The organism is Alteromonas sp. WD8-37, from assembly GCF_055326825.1.
The window spans coordinates 1,004,476-1,030,625 of sequence record NZ_JBUZOV010000001.1 but is presented as its reverse complement, the minus strand read 5'-3'; the positions used below and the strand labels follow the sequence as shown (position 1 = coordinate 1,030,625).

At 55.2% G+C, this 26,150-nt stretch carries 12 protein-coding genes; 9 read left to right on the top strand and 3 right to left on the bottom strand.

What is annotated here, in order from left to right:
* The first annotated feature begins 8 nt into the window (after positions 1–8).
* From ACTUJZ_RS04540 to ACTUJZ_RS04530, 3 genes are all read left to right on the top strand, one after another.
* Positions 9–2,183, top strand: a complete 2,175-nt coding sequence (locus ACTUJZ_RS04540; RefSeq protein ID WP_463635061.1) for a S46 family peptidase — start codon at positions 9–11, stop codon at positions 2,181–2,183.
* 112 nt (positions 2,184–2,295) lie between these two features.
* Positions 2,296–3,702, top strand: coding sequence for a ribonuclease J (locus ACTUJZ_RS04535; protein WP_463635247.1), 1,407 nt, complete (start codon positions 2,296–2,298; stop codon positions 3,700–3,702).
* Positions 3,703–4,293: 591 nt separating this feature from the next.
* Positions 4,294–8,487 (top strand): EAL domain-containing protein, encoded by a 4,194-nt coding sequence (locus ACTUJZ_RS04530; RefSeq protein ID WP_463635060.1) that lies wholly within the window; start codon positions 4,294–4,296, stop codon positions 8,485–8,487.
* A 252-nt stretch (positions 8,488–8,739) separates the two neighbouring features.
* Here the strand turns inward: ACTUJZ_RS04530 and ACTUJZ_RS04525 are convergent, their stop codons facing one another.
* Both ACTUJZ_RS04525 and ACTUJZ_RS04520 read right to left on the bottom strand, forming a co-directional pair.
* Positions 8,740–10,995 carry a xanthine dehydrogenase family protein molybdopterin-binding subunit gene (locus tag ACTUJZ_RS04525; protein WP_463635059.1) on the bottom strand — a complete coding sequence of 752 codons (2,256 nt, stop codon included), beginning with the start codon at positions 10,993–10,995 and terminating at the stop codon, positions 8,740–8,742.
* Positions 10,992–11,450, bottom strand: coding sequence for a (2Fe-2S)-binding protein (locus tag ACTUJZ_RS04520; RefSeq protein ID WP_463635058.1), 459 nt, complete (start codon positions 11,448–11,450; stop codon positions 10,992–10,994). The genes ACTUJZ_RS04525 and ACTUJZ_RS04520 overlap by 4 nt, the downstream gene beginning before the upstream one ends.
* Positions 11,451–11,676: 226 nt before the next feature.
* Here ACTUJZ_RS04520 and ACTUJZ_RS04515 point away from each other — a divergent pair, with 226 nt between their 5' ends.
* Both ACTUJZ_RS04515 and ACTUJZ_RS04510 read left to right on the top strand, forming a co-directional pair.
* A complete protein-coding gene (locus tag ACTUJZ_RS04515) occupies positions 11,677–13,356 on the top strand; it encodes an AMP-binding protein (RefSeq protein WP_463635057.1) in 1,680 nt (559 codons plus the stop codon).
* 142 nt (positions 13,357–13,498) lie between these two features.
* Entirely contained in the window at positions 13,499–13,702 is a 204-nt protein-coding gene (locus tag ACTUJZ_RS04510; protein ID WP_463635056.1) for a hypothetical protein, read from the top strand.
* Positions 13,703–13,847: 145 nt separating this feature from the next.
* On the opposite strand, the gene ACTUJZ_RS04505 is transcribed toward ACTUJZ_RS04510, so the two are convergent.
* Positions 13,848–14,501, bottom strand: a complete 654-nt coding sequence (locus ACTUJZ_RS04505) for a dUTP diphosphatase (protein WP_463635055.1) — start codon at positions 14,499–14,501, stop codon at positions 13,848–13,850.
* Positions 14,502–14,934: 433 nt separating this feature from the next.
* Between ACTUJZ_RS04505 and recC the strand changes: the two genes are divergently transcribed.
* The 4 genes from recC (at position 14,935) to ACTUJZ_RS04485 (ending at position 26,147) form a co-directional block, all read left to right on the top strand.
* The gene (recC, locus tag ACTUJZ_RS04500) at positions 14,935–18,207 is read left to right on the top strand and encodes an exodeoxyribonuclease V subunit gamma (protein ID WP_463635054.1); all 3,273 of its coding nucleotides are present in this window, start codon (positions 14,935–14,937) and stop codon (positions 18,205–18,207) included.
* Positions 18,204–21,776, top strand: a complete 3,573-nt coding sequence (gene recB, locus ACTUJZ_RS04495; protein ID WP_463635053.1) for an exodeoxyribonuclease V subunit beta — start codon at positions 18,204–18,206, stop codon at positions 21,774–21,776. Before recC ends, recB begins: the two co-directional genes overlap by 4 nt.
* A complete protein-coding gene (gene recD, locus ACTUJZ_RS04490; protein ID WP_463635052.1) occupies positions 21,773–23,638 on the top strand; it encodes an exodeoxyribonuclease V subunit alpha in 1,866 nt (621 codons plus the stop codon). Before recB ends, recD begins: the two co-directional genes overlap by 4 nt.
* A gap of 97 nt (positions 23,639–23,735) precedes the next feature.
* The gene (locus tag ACTUJZ_RS04485; RefSeq protein ID WP_463635051.1) at positions 23,736–26,147 is read left to right on the top strand and encodes a zinc-dependent metalloprotease; all 2,412 of its coding nucleotides are present in this window, start codon (positions 23,736–23,738) and stop codon (positions 26,145–26,147) included.
* Positions 26,148–26,150: the final 3 nt, after the last annotated feature.

The following is a 26,150-nucleotide window of genomic DNA, read 5'->3' as shown; positions in this document are numbered from 1 at the left end:
GACCTGTAATGTCACGTAAAATCAGCCTGCTCGCTGGTGCGGTTATATTGTCTCTCAATACACCGGTGCTGGCCAAAGAAGGAATGTACACGCCTGAACAATTGCCACTTATCAGTGGAGATCTGAAGCAAACCGGGTTGGAAATTGCGCCCGAATCACTTAGCGATCTTACCGAGTTTCCTATGGGCGCCATTGTTTCATTAGGTGGCTGCTCAGCATCATTTGTTTCTGATACTGGCCTGGCCGTTACCAACCACCACTGCGCCCGTGGTTCAGTGCAATATAACTCAACCCCCGAAAATAACTATCTGGAAGAGGGCTTTTTGGCTAAGTCCTATGAGCAGGAATTACCTGCTGCGCCAGGCACCAGAATGTGGGTCACGGTTGAATTTTCTGATGTTACAGACACCATCCTAGGCGGGTTAGACAAGGATTTATCGGGCCGTGATCGCTTTGATGCAATTGTGAATAATCAAAAAGCATTGATCGCCGAGTGCGAATCAGAGCCGGCTTTTCGCTGTTCAGTGCCCTCCTTCTACAATGGCAAAGAATACAAGCTGATCAAGCAACTGGAAATTCGTGATGTGCGTATCGCCTATGCACCAGCGGACTCGGTGGGTAAGTACGGCGGCGATGTAGACAACTGGATGTGGCCACGCCACACCGGTGATTTTGCATTTTATCGTGCCTATGTCGGCAAAGACGGCAAGCCGGCTGATTATGCTAAAGACAATGTGCCATATGAGCCAGAGCATGTGCTCAAGGTGTCTGCTGCAGGGCTGGAAGACGGTGATTTCGTCATGGCAGCAGGGTATCCCGGCTCAACCAATCGTTATGCTCGCCTGGTCTCTGTGAAGCACATGTTTAACTGGTTGTACCCAACTTACCTGGATCTGATTGAAAACTGGATTGGCACCATCGAGCAAGCAGCGCCCGAAGGCAGTGAAGCCCGCATTAAATACGAAGCGCTCTTGGCTGGCCTGAATAACTTTCTTAAAAACACCAAAGGCCAGATTGAAGGCGCGCAGCGTGTCGGCTTGGTGGAGCGTCGTGCTCAGCGTGAAGCGCAGCTCAATACATGGCTGGAAGAAACGCCCCAAGGCGAAAGCCGTCGCGCGCAGATTGATAAATTGGATGCGGTAGCCGAAGAGCAGGCAGCCTTGAGCCAGCAAACATTCTGGTACAACAACCTGACGCGGCCTCAATTGCTTAATGCTGCACAACGACTGTACCGCAATGCTATTGAGCAGCAAAAACCGGATCAGGCGCGGGAACCGGGTTATCAGGAACGTGACCAGAGCCGCTTAAAAGAAAGTATGCAACGTATTGACCGGCGCTTTGATGCTGGTGTTGATAAAGCAATCTGGGCGTCATTTATCAGTGAGTATCTGGACCAACCGGCCACCGCCCGTGTGGCGTCATTTGATAAAGCGTTAGGGCTGACTGGTAATCCGTCTGACGCTGATGTAGAGCGCATCTTAGACCAGTACTACACGCAAACTACGCTGGATGAAGAAGCACAGCGCCTGGCTATGTTGAAAAAGACACCTGAGCAGCTGCGTAGCAGCGATGACCCGTTTATGCAGCTGGCAGTGGCTTTGTATGATACAGAAATGGCCAATGAAGACCGGGAAAAAACATTATCTGGCGAAGCCAAGGCACTAACACCCATTTATATGCAAGCGATTATCGACTGGCAGCAAGCGCAGGGCAGTGTCGCTTATCCGGATGCGAACAGTACGTTGCGCGTGACGTATGGTAATGTGCTGGGTGGCTCACCAAAAGATGGGTTGATCTACGAGCCCTTTACCCGTCTGCAAGGCATCGTTGAGAAGGACACCGGGCAGCATCCCTTCAATGCCCCGGACAAACAGCTTAGGTTAATTAAGCAAGAAAAGTATGGGCCGTATAAACTGGATTCTATCAACAGTGTTCCGGTTAACTTCTTATCTGATCTCGATTCGACCGGGGGCAACTCAGGCTCGGCGACATTAAATGGCCGCGCAGAATTGGTCGGATTGTTGTTTGACGGCACTTTCGAAAGTGTTAACTCGGACTGGGATTTTGACCCGAAAACAACGCGTACCATCCATGTCGATACCCGTTACATGTTGTGGGTAATGGAGTATGTTGATGGCGCAACAAACCTGATTGATGAGATGACCATCATCCAAAATCAGTAGTTAGCTTAACTTGAAATTGATGTAAAAAAGGCAGGCTCGACCTGCCTTTTTTATGTCAGATGATCAACAAATTGACACTTCGCCGTGTTTAGCGCGTAATCACGCTCAAGGCATGTGTAATTATAGGGAGAAAGTTATTTCACTACTCAATCCCGGTCCAGACGACCTGTGGTTTGTTCCCCTAGGAGGAACAGGAGAGATCGGCATGAACATGAACTTGTATGGTCATGACGGGCAATGGCTGATGGTTGATTGTGGGGTAAGTTTTGATGAACCGTTACACGCGTCTGGTAATGGAGAAAAGGCGCTGTTGCAAAGTACGCGATTTGATATCGTGGCCGCCGACCCAACGTTTATTACCCAGCAGCGGGACAATCTGGTTGGCCTGGTTATTACCCATGCTCACGAGGACCATGTGGGTGCTGTTCCATATTTGTGGCCGCGCCTGCGCTGCCCGGTCTATACCACGCCATTTACCGCTGAGGTGCTACGTCGCAAGCTTGCTCAGGTGGGACTAAGCGGCAAGGTACCTATTATCGAAGTTGACACGCTTTCGCCATACCAAATAGGCCCGTTCACGCTGCAATGGCTGGCTGTAACTCATAGCATTCCTGATCCCTATGCCCTGAAAATCTCCACGTCTGCGGGGCAGGTGCTGCATACAGCGGACTGGAAAATCGATGCCCAGCCTGTGACTGGTGCACCGTTTAATCCGGCGCTTTATAGCCGGCTGCAGCAGGAAAATATTCTGGCGCTGGTGGGCGACTCCACCAATGCGACCAAGCCCGGCTTTTCAATTTCAGAGCGCAACTGTTATGACGGGCTGCTGGCAACCATCCGTCCGCGTACCGGGCGCGTGGTGGTGGCCTGTTTTGGCAGCAATGTGGCGCGGCTGATTTCGTTAGCAAAAATTGCTCAGGCAACTGGCCGCTATATGGCGCTGTACGGACGCTCACTGTTAAATATGTATAGCATTGCCCAACAACAAGGTATCTGGCCAAAAGAATTGCCGTTAATTGCTCCTGAACATATGGGATATTTACCGCCCGAAGAAGTGCTGGCCGTGGCCACCGGTAGCCAGGGAGAACCACGTGCAGCGCTTAGCCGGATGGCCAGAGATAGCCATCATCAGCTGGTGCTGGAAAAAAATGATCTGGTCATTTTTTCCAGCATAGTAATCCCCGGCAACGAGGCCGCGGTTTCCCGGTTGGTCACGCAACTGGATGGCCTGGGTGTCGATACACTACAAAGCGCCGAGAGTTCATTGCCTATTCATGCCAGCGGCCATCCTTGTCAGGAAGAGTTAGCTCTCATGTATCAGTGGGTACAGCCACAAATCGCAATTCCAGTTCACGGCGAATCCGAGCATTTACAAGCGCATGCCGATGTGGCGGGCCGAGTTGGCATCAAAAAACGTTATGTAGGTTTAAATGGCGACCTTTACAAACTTGCCCCGGTAAGCGGAATCCGACGGCAGGTGATCAAAACAGGCCGGATCCCCATCCAATTTGAACAGTAACTTCGGGCGCAGCCCCGTGTTGCGCGTACTTTTCACTGGACACCTGCAACCACTGGACACCCACAGATAATTGGCAGCGCCAAGTGCAAAGATAGAGCCCCTGGCGCACTTCGAATATTGCAAACATATCTCGCAAGAAAAAAGGGCGAAGACAATCATCGTCGGGCACCGCGCCGTGAGAATCAAATAGTTGTTAGCGACTTATAAATGGCGAAACCTGGGTATCGAATGCTACAAAAAGTGTATGTCCAGATATTCATGGTGACTGTCCAATATCGAATGCGCAGGGGAAAGGCAGATCGTGAGCCAATTTAGAACGGTGTGTGTCCAAAATCAAAAGCGCATCGAGTTTCAATTTAAAATTGTGTTTCCAGCATCAAAAAGCGCATGGGTGTCCAAGTTCGAAGATATGGCTGTCCAAAGTTGAAGCCACGCAGCTGCGGGTTGTGCTTAAAGTCGCAGGTGCAATGCATGTGGATTTTGGTATGATACCGACTGTCGTGGATTTTTTACGCAATGTGTGCAAGGTAGTATGTGAATAAGGTCACTGGTTTTCACAAGCGCTCGAGACAAAATTGGTTGAGTTGGTGGTTGTCCGTTTGGTATTGCACACTGTTCACTTGGGTTGGCGCAGGAAGCGTAGCGCAGGCGTCGCCGATCATCTCTCAGCTGAATTTACCGGTTCTTTCCACTCAGCAGGGCTTAAGTCAAGACACCATCAATGATGTCATCATCGACAACGCCGGCTTTGTGTGGATTGCCACCGATGGCGGTTTGAATCGATGGGACGGGCAACATATTTTGTCCATCGACGGGCCGGATAATATCTTTGTTAATGCCAGTATCAAAAAACTGTTTTTAGACAGCCGCGACCGGTTATGGATCAGCACCGCCAATTCCGGGGTTTACACGCTCAATCTCGCCACTGGTACGGTTACCCAGCAAGTCCTGCGTCCGGCACTCAACTCCACTGGTTGGGCGCAAAGTGCTCAGGATTTTCGTGAAACCGCAGACGGCGATATTGTGCTGGCGCTGGACCACGAAGTGCTTAAAGTATCAGCTGATTTGGTCCATCACGAAGTCAGATTCACTCTGCCACAGGTAATGCGTGAACGCCATGAGGGGATTCGGGCGGTACATTTGGGCGAAACCTATACCTATATTGCGTCGACTCACGGGGTATTTGCCAAACACCGAACCCGCCCGACTGCTGAGCCGCTGGTGCTGGATTATTTGGGCCAGGTGCCGGCCAATATGGCCAATCAAAACGCAAAGTTTCTCCATACTGACTCCGACGGACGGCTGTTTATAGGCACTGTGGAGGGGCTGTACATGGCGCCTCAGGCGCAGGTGGAGCGCGCTTTGCAAACCCGTCAGCCCGTCAACTTTGACGTAATCATGGCGCAGCAAAATGTGTGGAAGATCATTGAGCGTGACGCTGGAGGTTTCTGGGCTGCCACTAATAATGGATTGTTTTCACTAACTCAGGATCTTCAAGGCAATTGGCTGACGCTGCATCTGTTACGTGCCCAGCATGGTCAACAGGACCTGGCAAAAAGTAAAATCCGCACCATGACTGTCAATGCTTTGGGGAATCTATGGCTGGGCACAGAATTAGGAGGGCTGATGTATTGGCGGCCAGAAAATCAGCAAATTACCCACATTCAAAATACCGTCTCTGAACCACCGGTGCTGACCAATAATATCATCTGGGCGCTGCATCAGGATGCCGCCGGTATTTTGTGGGCGGGTACCGCCAATGGCCTGACCCGGCTGGATCTTGAAACATTGCAGTCTCAGTTTTATCTGCGCAAGCAGGGCGAGTATTTTGACGATGATGCGGTGCATACTATCCATCCGGCTGGGGAGGACAAGCTGATTCTGGGCACCCAAAGTGGCCTGAAGTTGTTTGATAAATCCAGCGGCACCACAGCGTCGCTACCGACGCAGAACCCGGCCGACCAGAAAATTCTTGATGGGTATCTGTACGGCAGTGCAGTGGATGCCAAAGGCCGGTTGTACTTTTTAACCCATGATTTTTACCGTTACTTACCGGCGGAGCAACGGCTTGAAAAATTGGAATTTTCCGGCGATGTGCCGGATGTCACCCAGGTCAGTCAGTTTTTGGGTACCTCAGAGCGCCTGGACGGGCAGATGCTGTTATCCTCGTCAGAGGCGGTGTGGTTGGTTGATCCGGAGACCTTACAGGCACGCCAGGTGTATCAGTATTTGCCGGTAGAAAAGCACAGCGATGCCACCGTCACCTCGTGGGAAGTGGATGAAAACCATGTTTTGTGGCTGGGTTTTCCGCGCTTTGGCATTGTGGGTGTCCAGATGGAAACCGGACAGGTGGTGGAGCGCTTCAACACCTCTAATTTGCTTAGCACAGATGTGGTTTATAATGTCACCGCCGATAGCAGCAACCATCTTTGGTACAGCTCTCATCAAGGAGTCTACCGCTTTTCGCCGCGCCAGCATTTGTTGCAGGACTTTGCCTTCGGCCGCGAACTCAATGTGTCAGAGTTTAATAGCGGAGCAGGCACCAAATTAGCCGACGGTCGGATTGCTTTTGGCTCAACCCGCGGCATTGCTATTTTTACACCACAACCTGCCAGCGAGGCCTCGATGTCCCGGCCCACCGTGCCTTTAGTCATTAGCAATTTGAGCGTTGGCTCACGCTCGTTATCGCTCCCTTTGCAAGACTTGGCCGGCACCCATTTAGCGCTTGATCACGATGACTATGGGCTCACTATCTCATTCACCCACGCGTTGCGCAGTTTCAATCACACCGACAGCTATGCGTATACTCTGCTGCGCGATGATCAGGTGATCAGTCGGTCGCTAACCTCTGATGGTCGCGCTGCATTTGCCTTTCTGGCCCCAGGCGAATATCGCTTTGAAGTGGCCCCGGTGGTGGATCGATTTGATTATAAAATAACGCCTGCGCATATTACCTTCACCATCGCTCACGCGCCGCTTCGCTCGCCAGCTGCGCTGGCTCTTTACGCTGCCATTGTCGTGCTGCTAATGGCGCTATTTGGCTGGTACCGGCGGTATCAAAATCGGGTCAAGGCGCAGACTCAGCGCCAGCTGCAAATCATGGGCGAAGCATTTAGCCAGACCCGTGACTGGGTAATTGTATTTGATCCCAACTTAACCCCGGTGGCCGCCAATACCGCCTTTTGTCGGGCGTTTGCCCTGGCCGATAATGAGCGTCAGCAAACTCAGGCGCTGATCGACTTATTCCGCAACAAGCGTCGCCTGGCCCACCAATTACAGCAACCGTTACTGGCGCTGGCCCCCGGCGGTTACAGTCAGCGTGAAACCCGGCTCACAGCAGCCGATGGCCTGCATCATGATGTGATCATTGATGCTACCGCCGTGGCCGATGAGGGCGGTCAGCCCCATACCGACCATTATCTGGTGGTGATCAGTGATATTTCCCAACAGAAAGCGGCTGAGCGCCAGTTAATGCGTCTAGCCCGTTACGACAGCCTGACCGGCCTGGCCAACCGCAGCCTGCTGCTGGAAGATTTGCAACAGGCGCTGGAGGGGGCAGCCGAGCATCAACGCCGCGTGGCAGTCTTGTTTGTAGACCTGGACCGCTTCAAAGGTATCAACGACAGCCTGGGTCATGACCAGGGTGACCAATTGCTTAAAATTGTGGCCGAGCGCATGGTTGCGGCTGCCAGCCCGGAAGATACTGTGGCCCGGCTGGGAGGCGATGAATTTGTCATCGTGCGGCCGCAAATGGAATCTGAACAGCTCATCAACAGTTTTGTCGGCCAGCTTATTGCCGCTATCGAAACACCCATCGCGCTGGGCGATGAGGTGCTATGTATCTCTTGCAGCGTGGGCATTTCATTTTACCCGGAAGATGCCCAGACCCCGGCCGAGTTGTTAAAACAGGCTGATGTAGCCATGTATACCGCTAAGAAAAATACCGTCGACGGCTTTGTCTATTTTACCCGCGACATGAATGACCGGGCCAAAGACCTGATGCTGCTGGAAAACAAGGTCAAACTGGCGTATCAGGAAGGGCGTTTTTATAATGTGTATCAACCCATTGTAGATACCGCGGCTGGCAAGATTGAAGGGGTGGAGCTGCTGTTGCGCTGCCACAGTGCCGATGCGCCCATGTCCCCGGGCGAATTTGTGCCGGTCCTGGAGCAGCTGCGCTACATTGTAGATGTTACCCGCAAAGCCATTGTGCGGGCACTGGATGATGTGGCGGCCTGGCGCCAGCTGGGCTTTGAAGGCTATGTGTCTATTAATATCTCGGCGCTGCATTTTAAAGCAGAACTGTATCTGGACCTGTTGCGTCGGATGATGTACGCCCGTGGTCTTAACGAATCTGCCATGCGTTTTGAAATCACCGAAGGTTTGCTGATGGATGACACCGCCTTTGCCATGGCCCAGATTGCGCAATTTCAGAAGGCAGGCTTTACCTTCTCGCTGGATGATTTTGGCACCGGTTATTCATCGTTAAGCTATCTAAAAAACTTTTCGTTAGATGTGCTGAAAATCGACCGCAGTTTTGTCGAGGATATTGAATCCGATGAAATGGCTGCCGCCCTGGTAAAAACCTCTATTCAGCTGGCCGCCACCTTTGGTATGGATTGCGTGGCCGAAGGCGTGGAAACGGCGTCGCAGGCAGCGTTGCTCAACCGTCTTGGTTGCCGTCATCATCAGGGCTTTTATTATGCCCGGCCGCTGCCGACTGACCAGATTAGCGATTTGTTACGCCAGCCGGCCTTGCTGCAAACGGGTAGCGGCAACGGCTAAGTCTTGCACCATTTTGTGACGATAGCCGCAACGCAGGCGCCGACCTTACTCACCTTGGAGCAGGCTAACAAGGCGTTTTTTTAACCATGCGGTGGCACCCAGAAAACGCCGATTTTGCTGGCCACCAACGGGGTTAGCCCACAGCTTTGCCTGCCCTATGGCTATGAGCACCAGGGCCGGCAATTGCATGGTTCTGTCTATCAGCGCGCGATTTGCTTGCCCGCCTAGCCAACATCCATGATGGAGCGCGAATTACGCTGCACCGGTCTCAGGCAAGATCAGCGGGATCGGCAGGGTACGCAACCGCTGTCCGGTGGCTGCAAACAATGCATTGACCAGCGCCGGAGTAAACGGCGGGGTAGGCGGTTCACCCACACCACCTGGGGCGGCGTCGCTCTCTACAATATCTACATCAATATTGCGCGGGGCGTGCTGCATGCGCGCTACCTGGTAATCGTGAAAGTTGGATTGTTCAATGCGGCCATCGCGGGCTGTGATCTTGCCAATGGCACAGCTTAACCCATAGATGGCGCCGCCTTCACACTGCGCTTTGACATGCTCGGGATTTACCACCGTACCGGCATCAATACTCATGTAAGTATTCGGAATGTGCCAGCGGCCATCCGATTCGACCACCACTTCGACCACCGTGGCCACATAACTTAAAAATGAACGGTGGGCGGCCAGGCCCAAAAACCGGTTTTGTTGCTTTCGCTTATCCCAGTCGGCCATGGCGGTCACCCGTTCAATCACATTGCGCAAGCGCCCGGTATCAATAGGGTAGGTCTCCAGCGGGTCGCCATAGTTGTCATATTCAGCGCCATCGTCAGCCAGATCGATGTGCCGCGCAGGGCCAATCAACTGGGTCAGATAGGCTTTGGGATCTTGGCCGGCGGCGGCGGCCAGTTCGTCGGCAAAACTGTGGATGGCAAAGGCATGGTAGACATTGGCCACCGAGCGCAGCCAGCCGATACGCAGGTGGTTGCCAGCCTGACCTTTGCTAAGCTGCAGATTATCAATGGCAAAGGGGTTATCAATAAAGCCCAGGCGCAGTTCGCCGGCACTGGGGGTATCAGCGCCCTTGGCAAAGGTACTGCTGATGGTAGGAAACACTGTATTGTGCTGCCAGGCGGTGGTGCGCCCGTTGGCGTCCAGTGCGGCACGCAAATGCTGGGCACTGACCGTATGATAAAACCCATGCTGGATATCATCTTCACGCCGCCAGATGACTTTGACCGGGCGGCCGGCCTTGCGGGCCAGCCAGGCAGCCTCCGCGGCAAAATCGGGTTTGGATTTGCGGCCAAAACCGCCACCCAGCAAGGTCACATGCACGGTAACCTTTTCTTCCGGCATATTGAGCACTTCAGCCACCAGTGCTTTGGTGGCCTGCGGGGTTTGGGTGCTGGTCCAGATTTCAGCTTCGCTATCGGTAACGCGCGCCAGCGCTGCCGGCGGCTCCATAGGCGCCTGGGATAGCAGGGGCGCAAAATACGTGGCTTCCAGGGTCTGACTGGCAGCATCCATGGCCTTTTTCACATCACCGCGCTGGCGCACCACAGTGCCAGCGGCGCGGGCGGTTTTTTCCAGTTCGGCCTGCTCGCTGGCTGAATCATACTGGCTGTGTTCATTAGTGCTCCAGTCAATTTGCAGTGCCTGTAAACCCTGCATGGCTTGCCAGGTATTTTCAGCCAGCACCGCCACGCCGCCCAAGGGTTTAAACATGGCGGGTGCACTGGCATCGGGAAGCGTGATGATATCTTTGACACCGGCGACCGCCCGGGCTTGTTTATCCTGCACTCGTGTTGGCCGGGTAAACATTACCGGCGGACGCTGGATCACCGCATACAACATGTTATCAATGCGCACATCCTGGCCAAATTCAGTGTTGCCAGACACCACCGCCTGCATGTCGATACTGCGAATGCCCTTGCCCACATAACGCCACTGGTCACGGGGTTTTACACTCACCAGCCCGGCTTCCGGCAGGGGCAGGCCGGCTGCCACGCTTACCAGTTCGCCAAAGTCTGCGCGGCGCCCGCTATTGGTATGCACCACTGCATGGTTGTCACAGCGGCATTCTTCTATCGGCACCTGCCAGCCTTTTGCAGCAGCCTGGCGTAATAGGTACGCCGCGGTGGCACCGGCTTCCTGCAAGCGGCCTAGATTGCGTCGAATACTGCGCGAGCCATCGGTGTTCTGGTCGCCATACTGGCTGTCACCGTCGGCCTGTAAGGTGGACACCCGGCTCCAGTCCGCATCCAGTTCATCAGCAACTATCTGGGTGATGGCGGTGCGCACCTGTTGGCCCATTTCTGAGCGGTGGCAGGTGACTTCCAACTGGCCGTCAGCCGCGAGAGAAACAAACACATTAGGGCTAAGCTGGGTCGGATTGGCCGAATCAGCGGCCATGCCATATTGTTTAGACAACAGGGTCAGGCCCAGAGTCAGGCCGGCGCCGGTGCTGACGCGTTTAATAAATTGCCGGCGGTTAGCATTAAATGTACTCATGCTGATTTCCCCTTGGCTGCGGCTTTGATGGCAGCCCGGATCCGCGGGTAGGTACCACAGCGGCAAATATTACCGGCCATGGCTTCATCAATTTGCTGGTCGGTGGGGTCTTGCACATCTGCCAGTAGCGCGGCGGCCTGCATAATTTGCCCGCTTTGACAGTAACCACACTGAGGCACATCATGCTCGGCCCAGGCAATTTGCACCGGATGCGCATGCTGGTCATCCAGCCCTTCAATGGTGGTCACGGATTTATCTTTAATGGCCGCCATGGGCAGGCGACAAGCGCGGGTGGCGCGGCCATCCAGATGCACTGTGCAGGCGCCACACACCGCCATGCCACAGCCATACTTGGTCCCTGTCATGGCCAGGTTATCGCGCAAATACCACAACAAGGGCATCTGCGGGTCACCGTCGTATTGTTGCGGCTGCTGGTTGAGTGAAAATGTGATCATGACGGCAAAGCCCCTGCTGGTGTGTGCAATTGATTGTTCTATCGGTACACGGATTGACCGCAAAGTGCAAGGCAAAGGCGGATATTTGTGCCGGCCAGTATTACTATTGGCCTGATTTATATCTGATTATGCAAAGTTATTATGCGATAGTGCTTGAGCCTGAAAACAGCCTTATTATATATTTGTGAAAAGGCTGTAAATAATGTTGCGAGAAAAGGGAATACTTATGCCATTGGATTCAAGTAACGCCACCGTTGCCGAGGTCACCGCCACGCCGGTTTCTATGCTGTATAAATGGGAGCGGGAGCGGGCCGACGCAGTATTTTTACATCAGCCGCGGGATGGCCAGACCCAAACCTACACCTGGGCTCAGGTGGCCAATGAGGCACGCCGGGTGGCCGCAGCATTGCGCCAGCAAGATTATCCGGCCGGTAGCCGTATCGCAATATTTGCCAAAAACTGCGCCGAATGGTTTATCACCGATTTAGGCATCATGCTGGCCGGGCATGTGTCGGTGCCAATTTTTGGCTCTGCCGGCAAAAGTACCATCGAGTATGTTCTCCAACACGCCGATGTCAAAATGCTGTTTGTGGGCAAGCTGGACAACGCCAAGGAACAATTGCCTGCTATCCCGGAAAAATACCACACCGTGTATTACGATTATCCTGGTATCAGTGGTAAACAAACCTGGCAGGATTTTATCGATTGCGACCCTATCAGCGACTCGCCCGAGCCGTCGCTGGATGCGTTGATGACGATCATCTATACCTCGGGCAGTACCGGCCAGCCCAAAGGCGTAGTACACACTTATCGCACCATTTGCTGGGCCGCGCAAAATTCTCTGGGCCCGCTGGGTGTGGGTCATGATGATCGCCTGATGAGTTATCTGCCTCTGGCTCATATCACCGAGCGGGTACTGATCGAATTGTCGGCATTTTATTCAGCCCCGCAAATCTTTTTTGTCGAATCCTTAGATACCTTTCAGCGTGATGTACAAGCTGGCCAGCCAACGCTGTTTGTGTCAGTGCCACGCTTATGGACCAAGTTTCAAATGGGGATCCTGGCCAAGATCCCGCAACGCAAACTGTCGTTTTTATTGTCAGTACCGTTGTTAAATAAATTGATTGCCCGCAAGATCCGTCAGGGCCTGGGACTGGATCAGGCACGGTTCTGGGCCAGCGGTTCAGCGCCACTGGCACCGCCGGTGATCCGCTGGTTTAGCAAGCTGGGCATTTATATTTCTGAAGGCTGGGGCATGACCGAAAACAGCGCGTATGGCACGGCCAGCCTGCCGTTTCGGGCAGATAAGATCGGCACCATTGGTAAAGCCTATGATGGAGTCGATATTCGCATCTCAGACCAGGGCGAGATTCAGGTCAAATCACCGTGTAACATGGTGGAATATTATCTGGAGCCGGAAAAAACCCACGACGCGGTGACCCCGGATGGATACTTACGTACCGGTGACAAGGGCGAGATGGATGCCGAAGGCTATATCCGTATCACTGGCCGTCTTAAAGATATTTTTAAAACCGCCAAGGGCAAATATGTGACCCCGGCACCCATCGAAGCCAATTTTATGGAAAACCCGTTGGTGGAGCAGGTATGCGTGACCGGCACCAATCTAGCCCAGCCCATCGCGTTGGTGGTACTGAGCGAGTCTGCAGATGATCAGGACCGCGGCGATGTCCAGCGTTCGTTGCAAAGCACCTTGCAGCGCATCAACGAGCGCCTGGAAAGCCACCAAAAAGTGGACCACGTGGTGGTGTTGGATGCGCCCTGGACTATCGAAAACGGCTTATTGACGCCTACGTTAAAAGTGAAGCGACACGTGCTGGAAAAGCGATTTGATGATTTGATTCACGAGCAATATGATTGTCCGGTGGAATTTGTCGACAACGCTTAGACATCCATATGTATGACGGCTGCCGGGGTTTTTCTTGACCCTGCAGCCTGTCTTGACGCATTATGAGCGTCTTGCTTGCACGCTGACCCGCCTGATACTGCTTAGGCCGGTTAAGCACAAGCGCCACTCAACCAGAGACAGAATGAAAAACCCCCTACATAAAAGCCAGCTTAATTTTATCGCTGCCGGTGTTGCCGCCGCCGCAGCTACCATCAATATAGCGCAACAGGATTTTATCGGCAGCGTAGTATTTTTAGCGTTGTTCACCGTGTGCACTATCACCGCTGTGATCCAGCGGATTCGCCAGCCCAAACGCAGCCGTCTGGCCGTATTATCGGGCAAATAATTTAAGCGCGGATTAACATCTGGCAGGTAAGGGGCGCATTCTTAGCCTTGAATGCAGCGCCTGCATGCGCACGCAGAAAAATCTGTCTGCGGCGCAATAACAAGGGCAGTCGCTGTTGTGCAGCGCGCTGAAAAAGTCTCAAGCGCTAGCTAGGGTAGCGCAGCCGCAAGCCTTCATAAATCTTGTCAGAATAGTCACTTAGCTCGGTATCCAGCGCCTCAAGCACTTCCACCAAATGTTCATTGTCTTCACGGCCGGCCCAGGTTTTTTGATAGGTGCCATCTTTGTAACCATGATCCTGGCGGAAAAAATTCAGTACATTTTTGCCCACATACTGGCTGTACAGCGCGCCGGCGGACAGCTCACATTGGGTGGCAATATGCATAAACAGCCGCACGTCAAAGCGTTTAGCGGCGCATAGCCCGGCCATCAGCTCAAGATTTTGCAATAAGGTCATATTGTCAAATGCATACTCCTGACCATCAAAGGTGACAGCCTGGGAGGTCTGGGCCAGTTGGTCGGTCAATTCGGCAGCGGTGGCTTCAATGTCGCCTTGATGGCGAATAAGGGCATCGGATAACGCAAAATGCCAGATATCCACCAACTCCATTTGCAACTGGGCAATGTCTTTTTGCTGCGCTTTCCACCATTTCCAGCCGTGGTGCTCAATGGCCTCGACGGATTCCACCATGGCGGCACGTAAATAGCCATAGCCGGCAGTTAACCACTGTGGGTTAACCTTTGTATTCATTTTACCCTGTAAGGCCAGCATGGTGGCCAGTTGTTGTTCGCTAAGCATGGCGCGTTCCTGTAAAAACCACTAAAGCGGGCGATTGTACCTAAGCCGGCAGCCGGAAAAAAGCGCCGTCTGCTCGTGTTCGCTTTTGGTGCAGGTGCACTGTTTCGGGTGGCCAAGGATGATGATAGACCGGGCTAAGCTATCTGGTATATCGGTAAAACATTTTTAAAACAATAACTTGCGAAGATTGCTAAGAGTGGCACGGGTTATGAAAGAGTTTGTATGTTGTAACTCCTCTGGGTGCGCGTCGTACCGGTTGACCATGACAGGCAACATGGTTAAGCGGGTGTATCCCGGCAACTTACGACTCTGCCCAAACAGATTTTCGTGTCCTGAAGTCTGTTTGGGTTTTTTTATCCGGCCACAGCCATTGCCCAACCGCCTCTATTTACGCTAAATTCTGGCTCATCGCTAATAAAAAAAGATTGCGCCTTTGCTTGCCCTGTACCCCTCAAACAAGCTTGAACATCTTAGCTACCTGCTGGCTGCTTTGTTAAAACAACAACCCGGCCCGGTGTTACAACCGGAAACCATTCTGGTGGAAAGCCCGGGCATGCAGCACTGGCTCAACATGGAGCTGGCCCGGCAACAAGGGGTGGCCATGAACCTGGCATTTCCGCTGCCGGTACGCTTTATGTGGGATATCGCCCGCCTGATTCTGGGCGAAGACAAAGTTCCGCGCCAGTCGGCCTACCGGCGCGAAGTGTTGGTGTGGCGCATCGATCATATTTTACAGCACGAAGATTTTTGTGCGTTGCCTGAAGCCCAGCCAGTATGCCGCTACTGGCAACATCTGCCCACCGCGGCCGAGCAGGGCGTGCAGCGCCTGCAATTTGCCACTGCGCTGGCCGATGTATTTGAGCAGTATTTATTGTACCGGCCACAATGGTTATTTGCCTGGGAAGCCGGCGAGCTCAGTTTTGCCGACAATGACGATGAGCGCTGGCAGGCTGCTATCTGGCGGGCACTGGTCAAAGATGCGCCATTGCATCCGGCCCGGTTGCATCAGCAGGCGGTGCAGGCCCTGCACGATGGTCAGGCGGTGGCCTTGCCTGCCCGGGTGATTGTGTTTGCCATCAACACCATGGCCCCGCAACTGGTGCAGTTTTTTGATGCGCTGGCATTACATACCGATATCCATGTATTTCACCTGAACCCGTCGGTGAGCTACTGGGGCGAAAGTAAAAGTGACCGCCAGCGCGCCAGATTATTGCGTCAGCAGGGCATTGAGCAGTGGCGTGATAATGAGCAGGATAACCCACTGTTGGGCAATCTGGGCCAGCAGGGCCGGGATCTGTTTAATCTACTCACCGAGCTGGACACCTTTGAAGTCAGCGCCTTTGAAACAGAGCCGCCCGCGCAGTCCGACAGCGCCATAGGTTTGCTGCAGCAGATCCAGCAGGATATTTTGCACGGTGTCTCACCTGACGGCGACTACACTTATCAGCCGGGCGATGACAGTGTGATGGTAGTCAAGGCCCACAGTGCGCTACGCGAAGTGCAGGGTCTGCACGATAATCTGTTGTACCTGATGCAACAGGATCCTGAGCTAAAGCCGTCTGACATCGTGGTCATGTGCCCGGCCATCGAAGAATATGCGCCGCTGATTGATGCGGTATTTCATCGCGTGGGAACCCCGGCACCGCCGCAACAGACCCCGCCGCGGATTGTCTGCTCCATCGCGGATCGCTCACCACTGGATGCCGACCCGCTGATTGCCGCCTTTATCAGCATGCTCAGCCTGCCTGACAGCCGTTTCGAAGTCACTAAAATCATGGACTACCTGCGTCTGGATGCCTTGCGCAACAAATTTGGTATCGATCCTGAAGAGCTGCACACCATGCAATACTGGTTAGAGCAGGCCCATGTGCACTGGGGCGTAAACCGCGCGCACAAAAAGGCTATCACCCAGGGCGCCGACGACAGCGACATGTTCAGCTGGCATTGGGGCCTGACCCGCCTGTTGGTAGGCATGGCCATGCCCGATGAGGCAACGGTCATGGAGGAGTTACTCAGCGTACCGGATGTGGAAGGCCAGCAAAGTGTGGCGCTGGGCAAGCTGATTTTACTGATCGAGCAATTGCAGCATTATGCTGCTGAACTGCAACAACCGCGCACCGCCGGCCAGTGGCACACATTTTTAACTGACATGCGCGATGAATGTTTTGCTCCGCAGCCAGAACATCAGGACAGTTGGGAGAGCATCGGCCGGGCCACCGCCGACCTGGCTGCGCATTGTCTTGAGGCGGGCTATGCCAGTGAGTTGACCTTACGTCAGGTGCGTGATGTGCTGGTGCGCCGGTTTTCATCACCGGATGCCGGCAACCATTTTTTAACCGGCCAGGTGACTTTTTGCTCGATGCTACCCATGCGCAGTATTCCGTTTAAGGTGGTTTGTGTGCTGGGCCTCAATGACGGCGAATTTCCGCGCCAGTCCACGCCCATCAGTATCGATTTGATGGCCGCCGGCAGCCATCGCCAGGGCGATCGTTCACGGCGCTTAGAAGATCGCTATCTGTTTTTGGAAGGCATCATTTCGGCGCGTCAGCATTTGTATTTGAGTTACCAGGCCAACAGTGCCCAGGATAACAGCGAACGCCAGCCCAGCCTGGTGCTCAGTGAATTGCTACGGCTTCTTCACCACGGCTATCAGTTTGACCCCAGCTTCCACCAAACGCTGGCTCTGCACCCGTTCAGTGTGTCGCGCTTTCAATCCGCACGGCCCGGCTTTGAACAGGGCTGGCACCGGTTGGCCAAGGCCATTGTAGCCCGCGAAGAAGCCCGTGAGGCGAGTATCGAGCCGCTGGCGGCGCCCAATCAGCCGGAGCAGTTGTCCTGTGATGTACTGGCCCGCAGCATGGCCGAACCCATTCGCTATTTTGCCAACCAGCAACTGGGGCTGTACCTGGATACTGCGGCTCCAGCACTCAAAGATGCAGAGCCGTTTGACAGCGATCCGCTGACCCGTTATCAGGTACTGGCACAACTTACCGAGAGCCAGCTGGAGCAGCAGGATCCTGCGCCGCTGATCGCCGCCTCAAAGCTGAGCGGGCAATTGCCGGCGACCCCGTTAACTGATGAAGCACTGACCCGCTGGCAAACCATCAGTGCAGAACTAGCCGCGGTGTTACCCGCCGCAGCGGCGCAAACCGAACAATGGCATAGCGGGCAGGTCTGTATTCGTGCTCAGGCCAGTATCGGGCCCAAGGCATTGGCGGTGTGGCATACCGGCGGTCAGTCAGATAAACGCAAATTGCAGCAATATCTGACCTTGCTGGTATTTAACGCACTTGGCCACGCCTTACCGCTGGAAGCGTTTTTTATCACCTGGACCAAAGGCCAGCCGGCCCTGCGCAAGGCCATGTTACCGGCGGTATCGGCCGAACAGGCCGACGCCCGGCTGCAACAATGCCTGGCGGTATTTCGCCAGCTCAACGCCCAGCCGCTACCCTGTTTTGTCAGCGCCATCGTCAGCCTGCTGAAAAAAGTCGGAGAGAACGACCTGGCCGACTGGCTGGATGGCACCGAGGCACAAAGCGAATGGCAAAAATTATGGGAAGGCAGCCCGGCAGCGCCTGGTCTAGGCCAGGATAGCTATGCCCGCTGGTTTTACCCGCACGGGTTGAGCCTGGAGGCGGTGCCCGTGGCCACGCTGGCCGATGTGTACCAGCCGCTGGTCAGCGATTATAAAGAGAAAAAAGTATGAGTCAGCAGGACAGCACAGCATTTCAGCCACTTGATGTGGTGACCCTGCCATTACACGGGCGCCACCTTATCGAGGCCAGCGCCGGCACCGGCAAAACGTTTAATATCACCCGCCTGTATCTGCGCTTGTTGCTGGAACAACAGCTTAGCGTCCAGCAAATTCTGGTGATGACCTTTACCAACGCGGCCACCGAAGAAATTCGCGGGCGCATTGCGCAAACACTGACCGAGGCGCTGACTTACTGGCAACAACAGAGATTGGGCCAGGCCCCAGACGCTGACCCTATTTTTGCCCGCTTATATGCGTTGCATCCCGGGCTGGAAGCCGAACAATTGTTGCAGGCGGCACTGCTGGAAATGGATGATGCCTCGGTGTATACCATTCATGGCTTTTGTAACCGGGTGCTGGGCGAACTGGCCTTTGCCGGCGGTGCGGCCATGCAGTTGAGCCTGAGCACCGATACCCGCGAACTGTATCTGCAAGCAGCGCGCGACTGGATCCGCAACCAGGCGCGCGACGCCACTGCCTACGGCCATCTGATGACCTGTGGTTGGCACACTCCGGAACGCTTGCTGGGCACCTTTGAAAGTGCCATCCGCAGCCCGCTGACCCCGCAGGTGATCAATCAGACACACATCGAGCAGGAATACAGCAACGGATTGGCCAGTCAGGCTGAGCAATTAACCGATACATTTGCCGAAGTGCTGGCCGGGTTACAGGTGCAACGTGCTGAGATTGAACAGCACCTGGTGTACAAGGGCAAAGATAGCGCGCTGCGCGAGGAGCAATGGGCCGATACGCTCACCTGGGTAGAGCAGGGCAAGCTGGTCGCTCCGCCCGAATCTGTAGGCAAATTAATCCATGGCAACCGTCTGCGCAGTGCGCCTGAACTAAAAGCCGGCCTGGCCCCGCTAAAAGATCTCATCAGCGCGGTCAAAGCAGCCTGCCAAACGCTGGACAAACAGCGTGACCAGCAGCTAGAGCAGGCGCCGGCGCTGGCAGTAGTAGCCAGTTGTTTTGCCTTCATCCGTAACCATGTGGCGCGGCAAAAAGCGCAGCAGGGCATTGTGGATTTTGACGATCTGATTGCCATGCTGGCGCAGCGTACCGAGTCGCCAGACACGCCGTTGGCCAAGGCCCTGCGCGAAAAATTTCCGGCCGCTCTGGTGGATGAGTTTCAGGATACCGATGCTAACCAGTATCAAATCCTGGCCAACATGTATCCGGCCGATAGCGACAACCATTTGCTGTTAATGATCGGCGATCCCAAACAGGCAATTTACGGCTTTCGCGGCGGCGATATCTTTACCTATCTGCAAGCGGGTAAGCAGGCGGCGTATCGTTGGGTAATGGATACCAACTACCGATCGGTAGCGGACATGGTCAGTGGCTACAATCGCTTGTTTTACGGAGCACCCCTTGATGGCCCGCCCGCCGAGGTGTTCGGCTTTAATATCGGCTACGAGCCGGTCAACGCCGCCGACAGTGCCAAGGCCAATAACCATCCGCTAAGCGACCCGGCCGATGATCGCGCGGCTCTGACCTACGCCATTGTGCAGGTTGATGACAGCAATCAGAGCCCGGCCAAGCATCAGCTGCAGCAACAGCTGGCCAGCTGGGTGGCGGCTGAAATTGTGCGTTTGTTGGATCAGGCGCAGCTCGGGGAGCGAGCCCTGGCACCCCAGGATATTGCGATCCTGGTGCGCAGCGGCAACGAAGCACGTATCGTGCAGGCGGCCCTGCGTAAAGCCAATCTGGCCTCGGTGTTTTTAAGCAACCGCGACAACCTGTTCAGTGCTCATGAAGCCCAGGATCTGTACCGGGTGTTAGATGGCATCTGGCATTATCAGGAACCAGCCCGGCTGACTGCGGCGCTAAGCAGTGCATTGTTTGGTTTATCTCATCAGACGTTAGTGGACCTGCTGTACCACAACGACGATGCCCTGTGGGATGCACTGATGGAGCGGGTGGTGTTACTTCGCACCATGTGGCTGCAGCGCGGCTGCATGACCCTGATTTTGCATTTACTGGAAGCCTCATTTGCCGCCAGTGATGAGCAGATGGAGCGCAAACTGACCAATTATCTGCATCTGGCCGAAGTGCTGGAGCGCGAGGCTGCTCATCAGGCCCACCCGGATCAGCTGCTGATTTGGTTGCATCGCCAGATCAGCGAGCCGGCGCTGGCGGCCGAGCAGGTACAGCGCCTGGAAAGTGATGCTCACCTTATTCAGCTGGTGACTCAGCATGGCTCCAAGGGCCTGGAATACCCGGTAGTATTTGTGCCCTTTGCCAGTGACTATCGCAACCCGTTAAAACAGGGCAACACCGTCCCGGCATTTTATCGCTATTATAATGCCGACCAGGGCGGCCTGGCGCTGCAACTCGGCCAGGTCCAGTCGGTGCAACAACGGGTGCGCGAAGAAGGCGATGCAGAGGCCATGCGTCTGCTGTATGTGGCGGTCACCCGCGCTGCTCATCGCTGTTATTTGGGCGTGGCCCCGTTTGATGAGCATCAGCACAGCCCGCTGGCCAAAGCCCTGGGGCTGGGTGAAAGCCACGACTGGGCTGAAGCCATCGAGCGGATAAGCCAAACCGGCCAGGGCCACACCGGCTGGCTGGATGTGGCGGCCAGTCAGCCGGTGCAGCTGGCGGCGCCAGCCCGCCAGGCTAGCGCGCCGCTGCGCCTGGATACCTTTGATGGCGATGTGACTGAAGCCTGGCGGTTATATTCCTTTTCGGCACTGGCCCGGCGCCAGCAGGTGGTCAACCAAACCCGCCGCGAACAGGAAAGCGTGGACGAACCGCTGATCGCGACGGATCCCCAGGCGACCCTGGCCACCCGTTTTGCGTTTGAAAAAGGGGCCAGCGCCGGTAACCTGCTGCACGATATTTTAGAACATACCGATTTTAGCCAGCCGGACTGGGAGCAGCATGCCAGCCAGCGCCTGACCTTGTTTGGCGTGAGCGACGAGGCGGACCAGCAGGCTGTTTTTGCCTGGCTGGATGACATCTTGCAGGCACCGCTGGATCCCAGTGGGCTGTGCCTGGCGGATTTACCATTAAGCGCCACCTTACGCGAAGCAGAATTTTACTTTCCGCTGGAACAGGTCAGCTTGCCGGCGCTAAACCGGTTTTTGATTGAGCACCGTCAGGCCCAACATGCCGATACGCTGCTGCCGCGCTTTGATGCCAGCCAGTTAGAAGGGATGATGCACGGCTTTATCGACCTGATTTTTTGCCATGAGGGGCGCTACTATGTGGCCGACTACAAATCCACCCATCTGGGTAATCGCATGAGTCAGTACGCCCCGGCGAGGTTGCGGCATAACAACCAGGCCCACTTATACGACTTGCAGTATCTGATCTATGCCGCCGCCCTGCATCGTTATTTGCAACATCAGTTGCCCGGCTATGATCCCAAACAGCATTTTGGTGGCGTGTATTATCTGTATTTGCGCGGTATGCACCCGGACAATCAGGAACACGAAGGGATCTTTTTTACCCGCCCGGACGCTGCGAGCCTCAACCAACTCAGTGCCATCTTTGGCCCCGGCGGGAGCGCAGCATGAATCAGATGAAATGCTCGCCTGCGTTTTATGAGCTGGCCGGGGTAGAAATGATCGACGGCTATTTTGCCAGCCAGTTTGCTTTGCCAGCCGACCATGCGCAGCAGCCGCGTTGGTTTATGCTGCTGGTGGCATTGTCAGTATTGCAGCGCCAGGGCCACACTTGTCTACAGCCAGCGCTGCTCGCCGGTACCACCTGGTTTGCCGATACCGAACAGCAATTGCCCGGCTTTCAATTTGATTCCGCCGATAGTTTAGCCGACACCATCGGCCAGGCCATCGCGCACTGTGCTCACCATCAGGCGTTGTTCTGGGACGGGCAACGCTTGTATACCCGCCGTTACTGGCAATTTGAGCAGGATATTGCCAAGGGAATTGCCCGGCGTCAGCAGGCAGAAGTGCTAAGCGATAGCCAGTATGCCGCGCTTAATGCGCTCTGGCCGGCACTGTTTGACACGAAGCCGGCCAGCCAGCCGGACTGGCAGCAACTGGCCACCGCCAGTGCGCTGCAACAACGCTTTTGTATTATCAATGGTGGCCCTGGTACCGGCAAGACCTATACAGTTACCCGTTTATTGCTGGCACTGCAGTGCGCGCACCAACAGCAGCTGACCATTCAGCTGGCGGCACCCACCGGTAAAGCTGCCCAACGCATGAATGAGTCGGTGGCGGCCACCTTGCAGTCGCTGCGTGGCACCGTCAGTGATAGCTTGCTTGATGCGGTACCTACCGATGCCATCACCTTGCACCGGCTGCTTAAAATCAGCCGGTTAGGGATACAGGCAAAAATGAATGCGCAGCAGCCCTTACATTGTGATGTGCTTATCGTGGATGAAGCCTCGATGATCGATATGGCGCTGATGGCCCGTTTGCTGCGAGCATTGCCTGCCCATGCCAGCCTGATTTTGGTGGGCGATGCCGACCAACTACCAGCAGTGGAGTCGGGTAATGTGCTTGAGGCTTTGATGAGCGGGGCCAGCCCGGGCCAGGTGAGCCCGGCGCTGGCCCGGCATCTTGAAACACTTTGCCCGCATTTACCGGCGCTGCCGCAAAGTGATGAGGCCCGCGATGATATTCAAACCCTGCAGGTCAGCCGCCGCTTTGGCGGTGATCTGGGCAAGGTGGCCCAGGCGATTCAGGCGGGTGATACGGCTGCAGCGCAAAGTCACATGTATACCCTGCAACCGCTGTTGGCCAGCACCGTGACCCAGTTACAGGGCGTGGCCCAACTGGCAGTCGAGCCGTTTAATGATGATCTGTCCGCACTGGCGCGCTGGTGTTTTGGCCCGGTGCGCTCAGCAGGCTCTGCTGCCGAAGCATTAGCGTGCCTGCAGCACTGGCGTTGGCTGACGCCGGTGCGCCAGGGGCCGCTGGGCGTGGTGCAGCTAAACCGGGCCATCGAACAGGCCTTGGGGATCACGGTCACGCCGGGTCGCCATTATCGCGGCCGGCCGGTGATGGTGGTGCAAAACAACTATGCCCAGCAATTGTTTAACGGCGATGTGGGCATCATCTGGCCCGATGAAAACCAGCATCTTAGAGCCTGGTTTGAGACCCCGCAGGGGCTCAAAAAAGTCAGTTTAAGCCGGCTACCGGCAGTAGAGACGGTGTTTGCCATGACTGTGCATAAATCCCAAGGCTCAGAATTTGCCCGGGTCATCCTGCCGTTGCCCGAACCCAGCAGCTCGCAGATGGCCCAGCTATGTACCCGCGAGTTATTGTACACCGGCCTGACCCGGGCCAAGCAAGGCTGCCTGGTGGTTTCCGGCAGCCGCCGTTTTGAACAGGTGGTGGCCACCCGTCAGCAGCGTCATTCGGGCTTGGCGGCCCAGTTGAGCGCGCAGCAGGATGCTCTAGGCTGCTAAGCCTGAAAGGCGAAAAGATAGACACGCGCGCCACGGATGGGCTAGGGTAGATAAATGCCTGATTGCCCTCTAAAACATAATAAGGAAAAGGATGACTATGCTGCGTAACCCTTTGTTTAAACTGGCTGCTGTAGCGACCTGCGTGGCTACGCTGGCCATGCCGCTACCCGCCATGGCTGATGAAATTCCGGCCATCAGCAAATACACCGAATCCATGCAGGTGCAGCAGGGCTTTGTGCCGTTTTATTATGATGAAGCCAGTGGCAAGCTGTATGTGTCGGTCAAAAGCTTTAATCAGCCCATGCTGTTTCATTCAGCCATGCCCCATGGCTTAGGCTCCAATGACATCGGCCTGGACCGCGGCCAGCTGGGCGACACTCGCCTGGTGCAGTTTGAACGCTACGGCAACAAGGTATTATTAAAGCAGCTCAATACCGCTTATCGCGCGAGTGCCAGCAACGCCGCAGAGCGCCAGAGTGTGGATGAAGCCTTTGCCGATTCGGTGCTGGCCGGCTTTAAGATTGTGGCGCGCACTGACGACCAGGTACTCATCGACTACACGCCGTTTTTATTAAGTGACATTCACCAGGTGGGCCCGCGCCTGGACAGCCAGCAGCAAGGCAGTTATGCGGTGGACCCGAAGCGCAGCGCGGTGTATCCGGCGCGCACCAAAGCCTTTGCCGATAATACCGAGCTGGAAGCAGTGGTTACCTATGCCGGGTCCAAACCCGGCCAGTATGTGCGCCAGGTGGCGCCCGAACCCACCAGTTTAACCGTGCATTTGCATCATTCGTTTGTGCGCTTGCCGGATGATGGCTATCAGCCACGGCCGTTTCACCCGTACTCCGGCTACTGGAAAACCAGCCATTTTGATTATTCAGCCGCCATTGATGCCCCCCTGGAGCAGCGCTATATCACGCGCCATCGCTTACACAAAAAAGATCCTGAAGCCGAGCGCAGCGAGCCGGTCGAGCCCATTGTGTATTATCTGGATCCGGGCGTGCCGGAACAAATTGCCGGGGCATTAACTGAAGGCGCGCGCTGGTGGAACCAGGCGTTTGACGCCATCGGCTATGACAATGCGTTTGTGGTTAAGACCTTACCCGCCGATGCCGACCCCATGGATGCTCGCTATAATGTCATTCAGTGGGTGCACCGGGCTACCCGCGGCTGGTCTTACGGCAGCTCGGTGGTGGATCCGCGCACCGGTGAAATTATCAAAGGCCATGTCACCCTGGGCTCGCTGCGGGTGCGCCAGGATTATCTGATTGCGCTGGGCCTAACCAGCCCGTTTGACAGTGAAAACCCAGACACCTCACGCCAGCAGGATATGGCGCTGGCTCGCATAGCGCAATTATCGGCCCACGAGATTGGCCATACCCTGGGCCTGGCGCATAACTTTGCCGCCAGCGAAAACAGCCGTGCTTCGGTAATGGACTATCCCCATCCGCTGATCCGGTTTAAAAATGGCCAGGTGGATTTAAGTCAGGCGTATGACAGTGGCATGGGCGCGTGGGACAAGCACGCCATTGCTTATGGTTATCAGGATTATGCCGATGAGGCGTCGATGCAAAATGGCCTGGCGGCACAGATTGAACAGGCCCGGCAGGCTGGGCTGGCATTTAAAACCGATTTTGATACCCGCAATCCGGCCTCGGCATCTGCCGATGGCCACATGTGGGACAATGGTGGCGATCCGCTGGCCGCTTATGAGCAGATTGTCGGACTGCGCAGCAGGGCACTGGATAACTTAGGCCAGAATACCCTGCGCGAAGGTGAGGCGTTGTCAGCGCTGGAATCGTATCTGGTGCCGGTGTATCTGCTGCACCGCTATCAGCTGCAGGCGGTGGCCAAGCAAGTGGGCGGCGTGCATTATAGCTATGAATTAAAAGGCGACCACGACAGCCCCAAAGGGGTGAGTATGGTGCCTGCCCAGCAGCAAAAATCGGCTATCAAACAATTGATTGCTTCCACTTCTCCGGCCTTTTTACGCATGCCTGATAAGGTGCTTAGCCTGCTGACGCCCACCGCCTTTGGTCAGGACATCAGCCGCGAAGACTTTGCCAGTCGTATGGGTACGCCGCTGGACCCGGTCACCGCAGCAGCCTCTGCTGCCAATTACAGCCTGGAATTATTGCTTTCGCCGCAGCGTTTAAATCGTTTGGCCTGGCAAGCTAGCCAGCAGCGCGGCATCCCCGGGGTGGATGCCGTGGTCACTCGTCTGTTTGAAACCCACTGGTATGCCAACACTGCAGATTACGGGCTCAATCAACGCCTGGCCATGGTGGCGTTAAATGCGGTCATGCGCACCCTAAAAGATGACCAACTGGCCCCGGAGGTGCGTGCCGACATGCAGGCGGTGGTGATGAAATTCACCCGCTGGCTGGCGGATGAAAGCGAATTGGCGGCGGCGCCGGTTTTACATCAACAGCTGTTAACCTACTGGCAAACCGGCAACTGGCCGGGCGCATTTGAGGTGCCGGCGCTACCGCCGGGTTCGCCAATTTAAGCC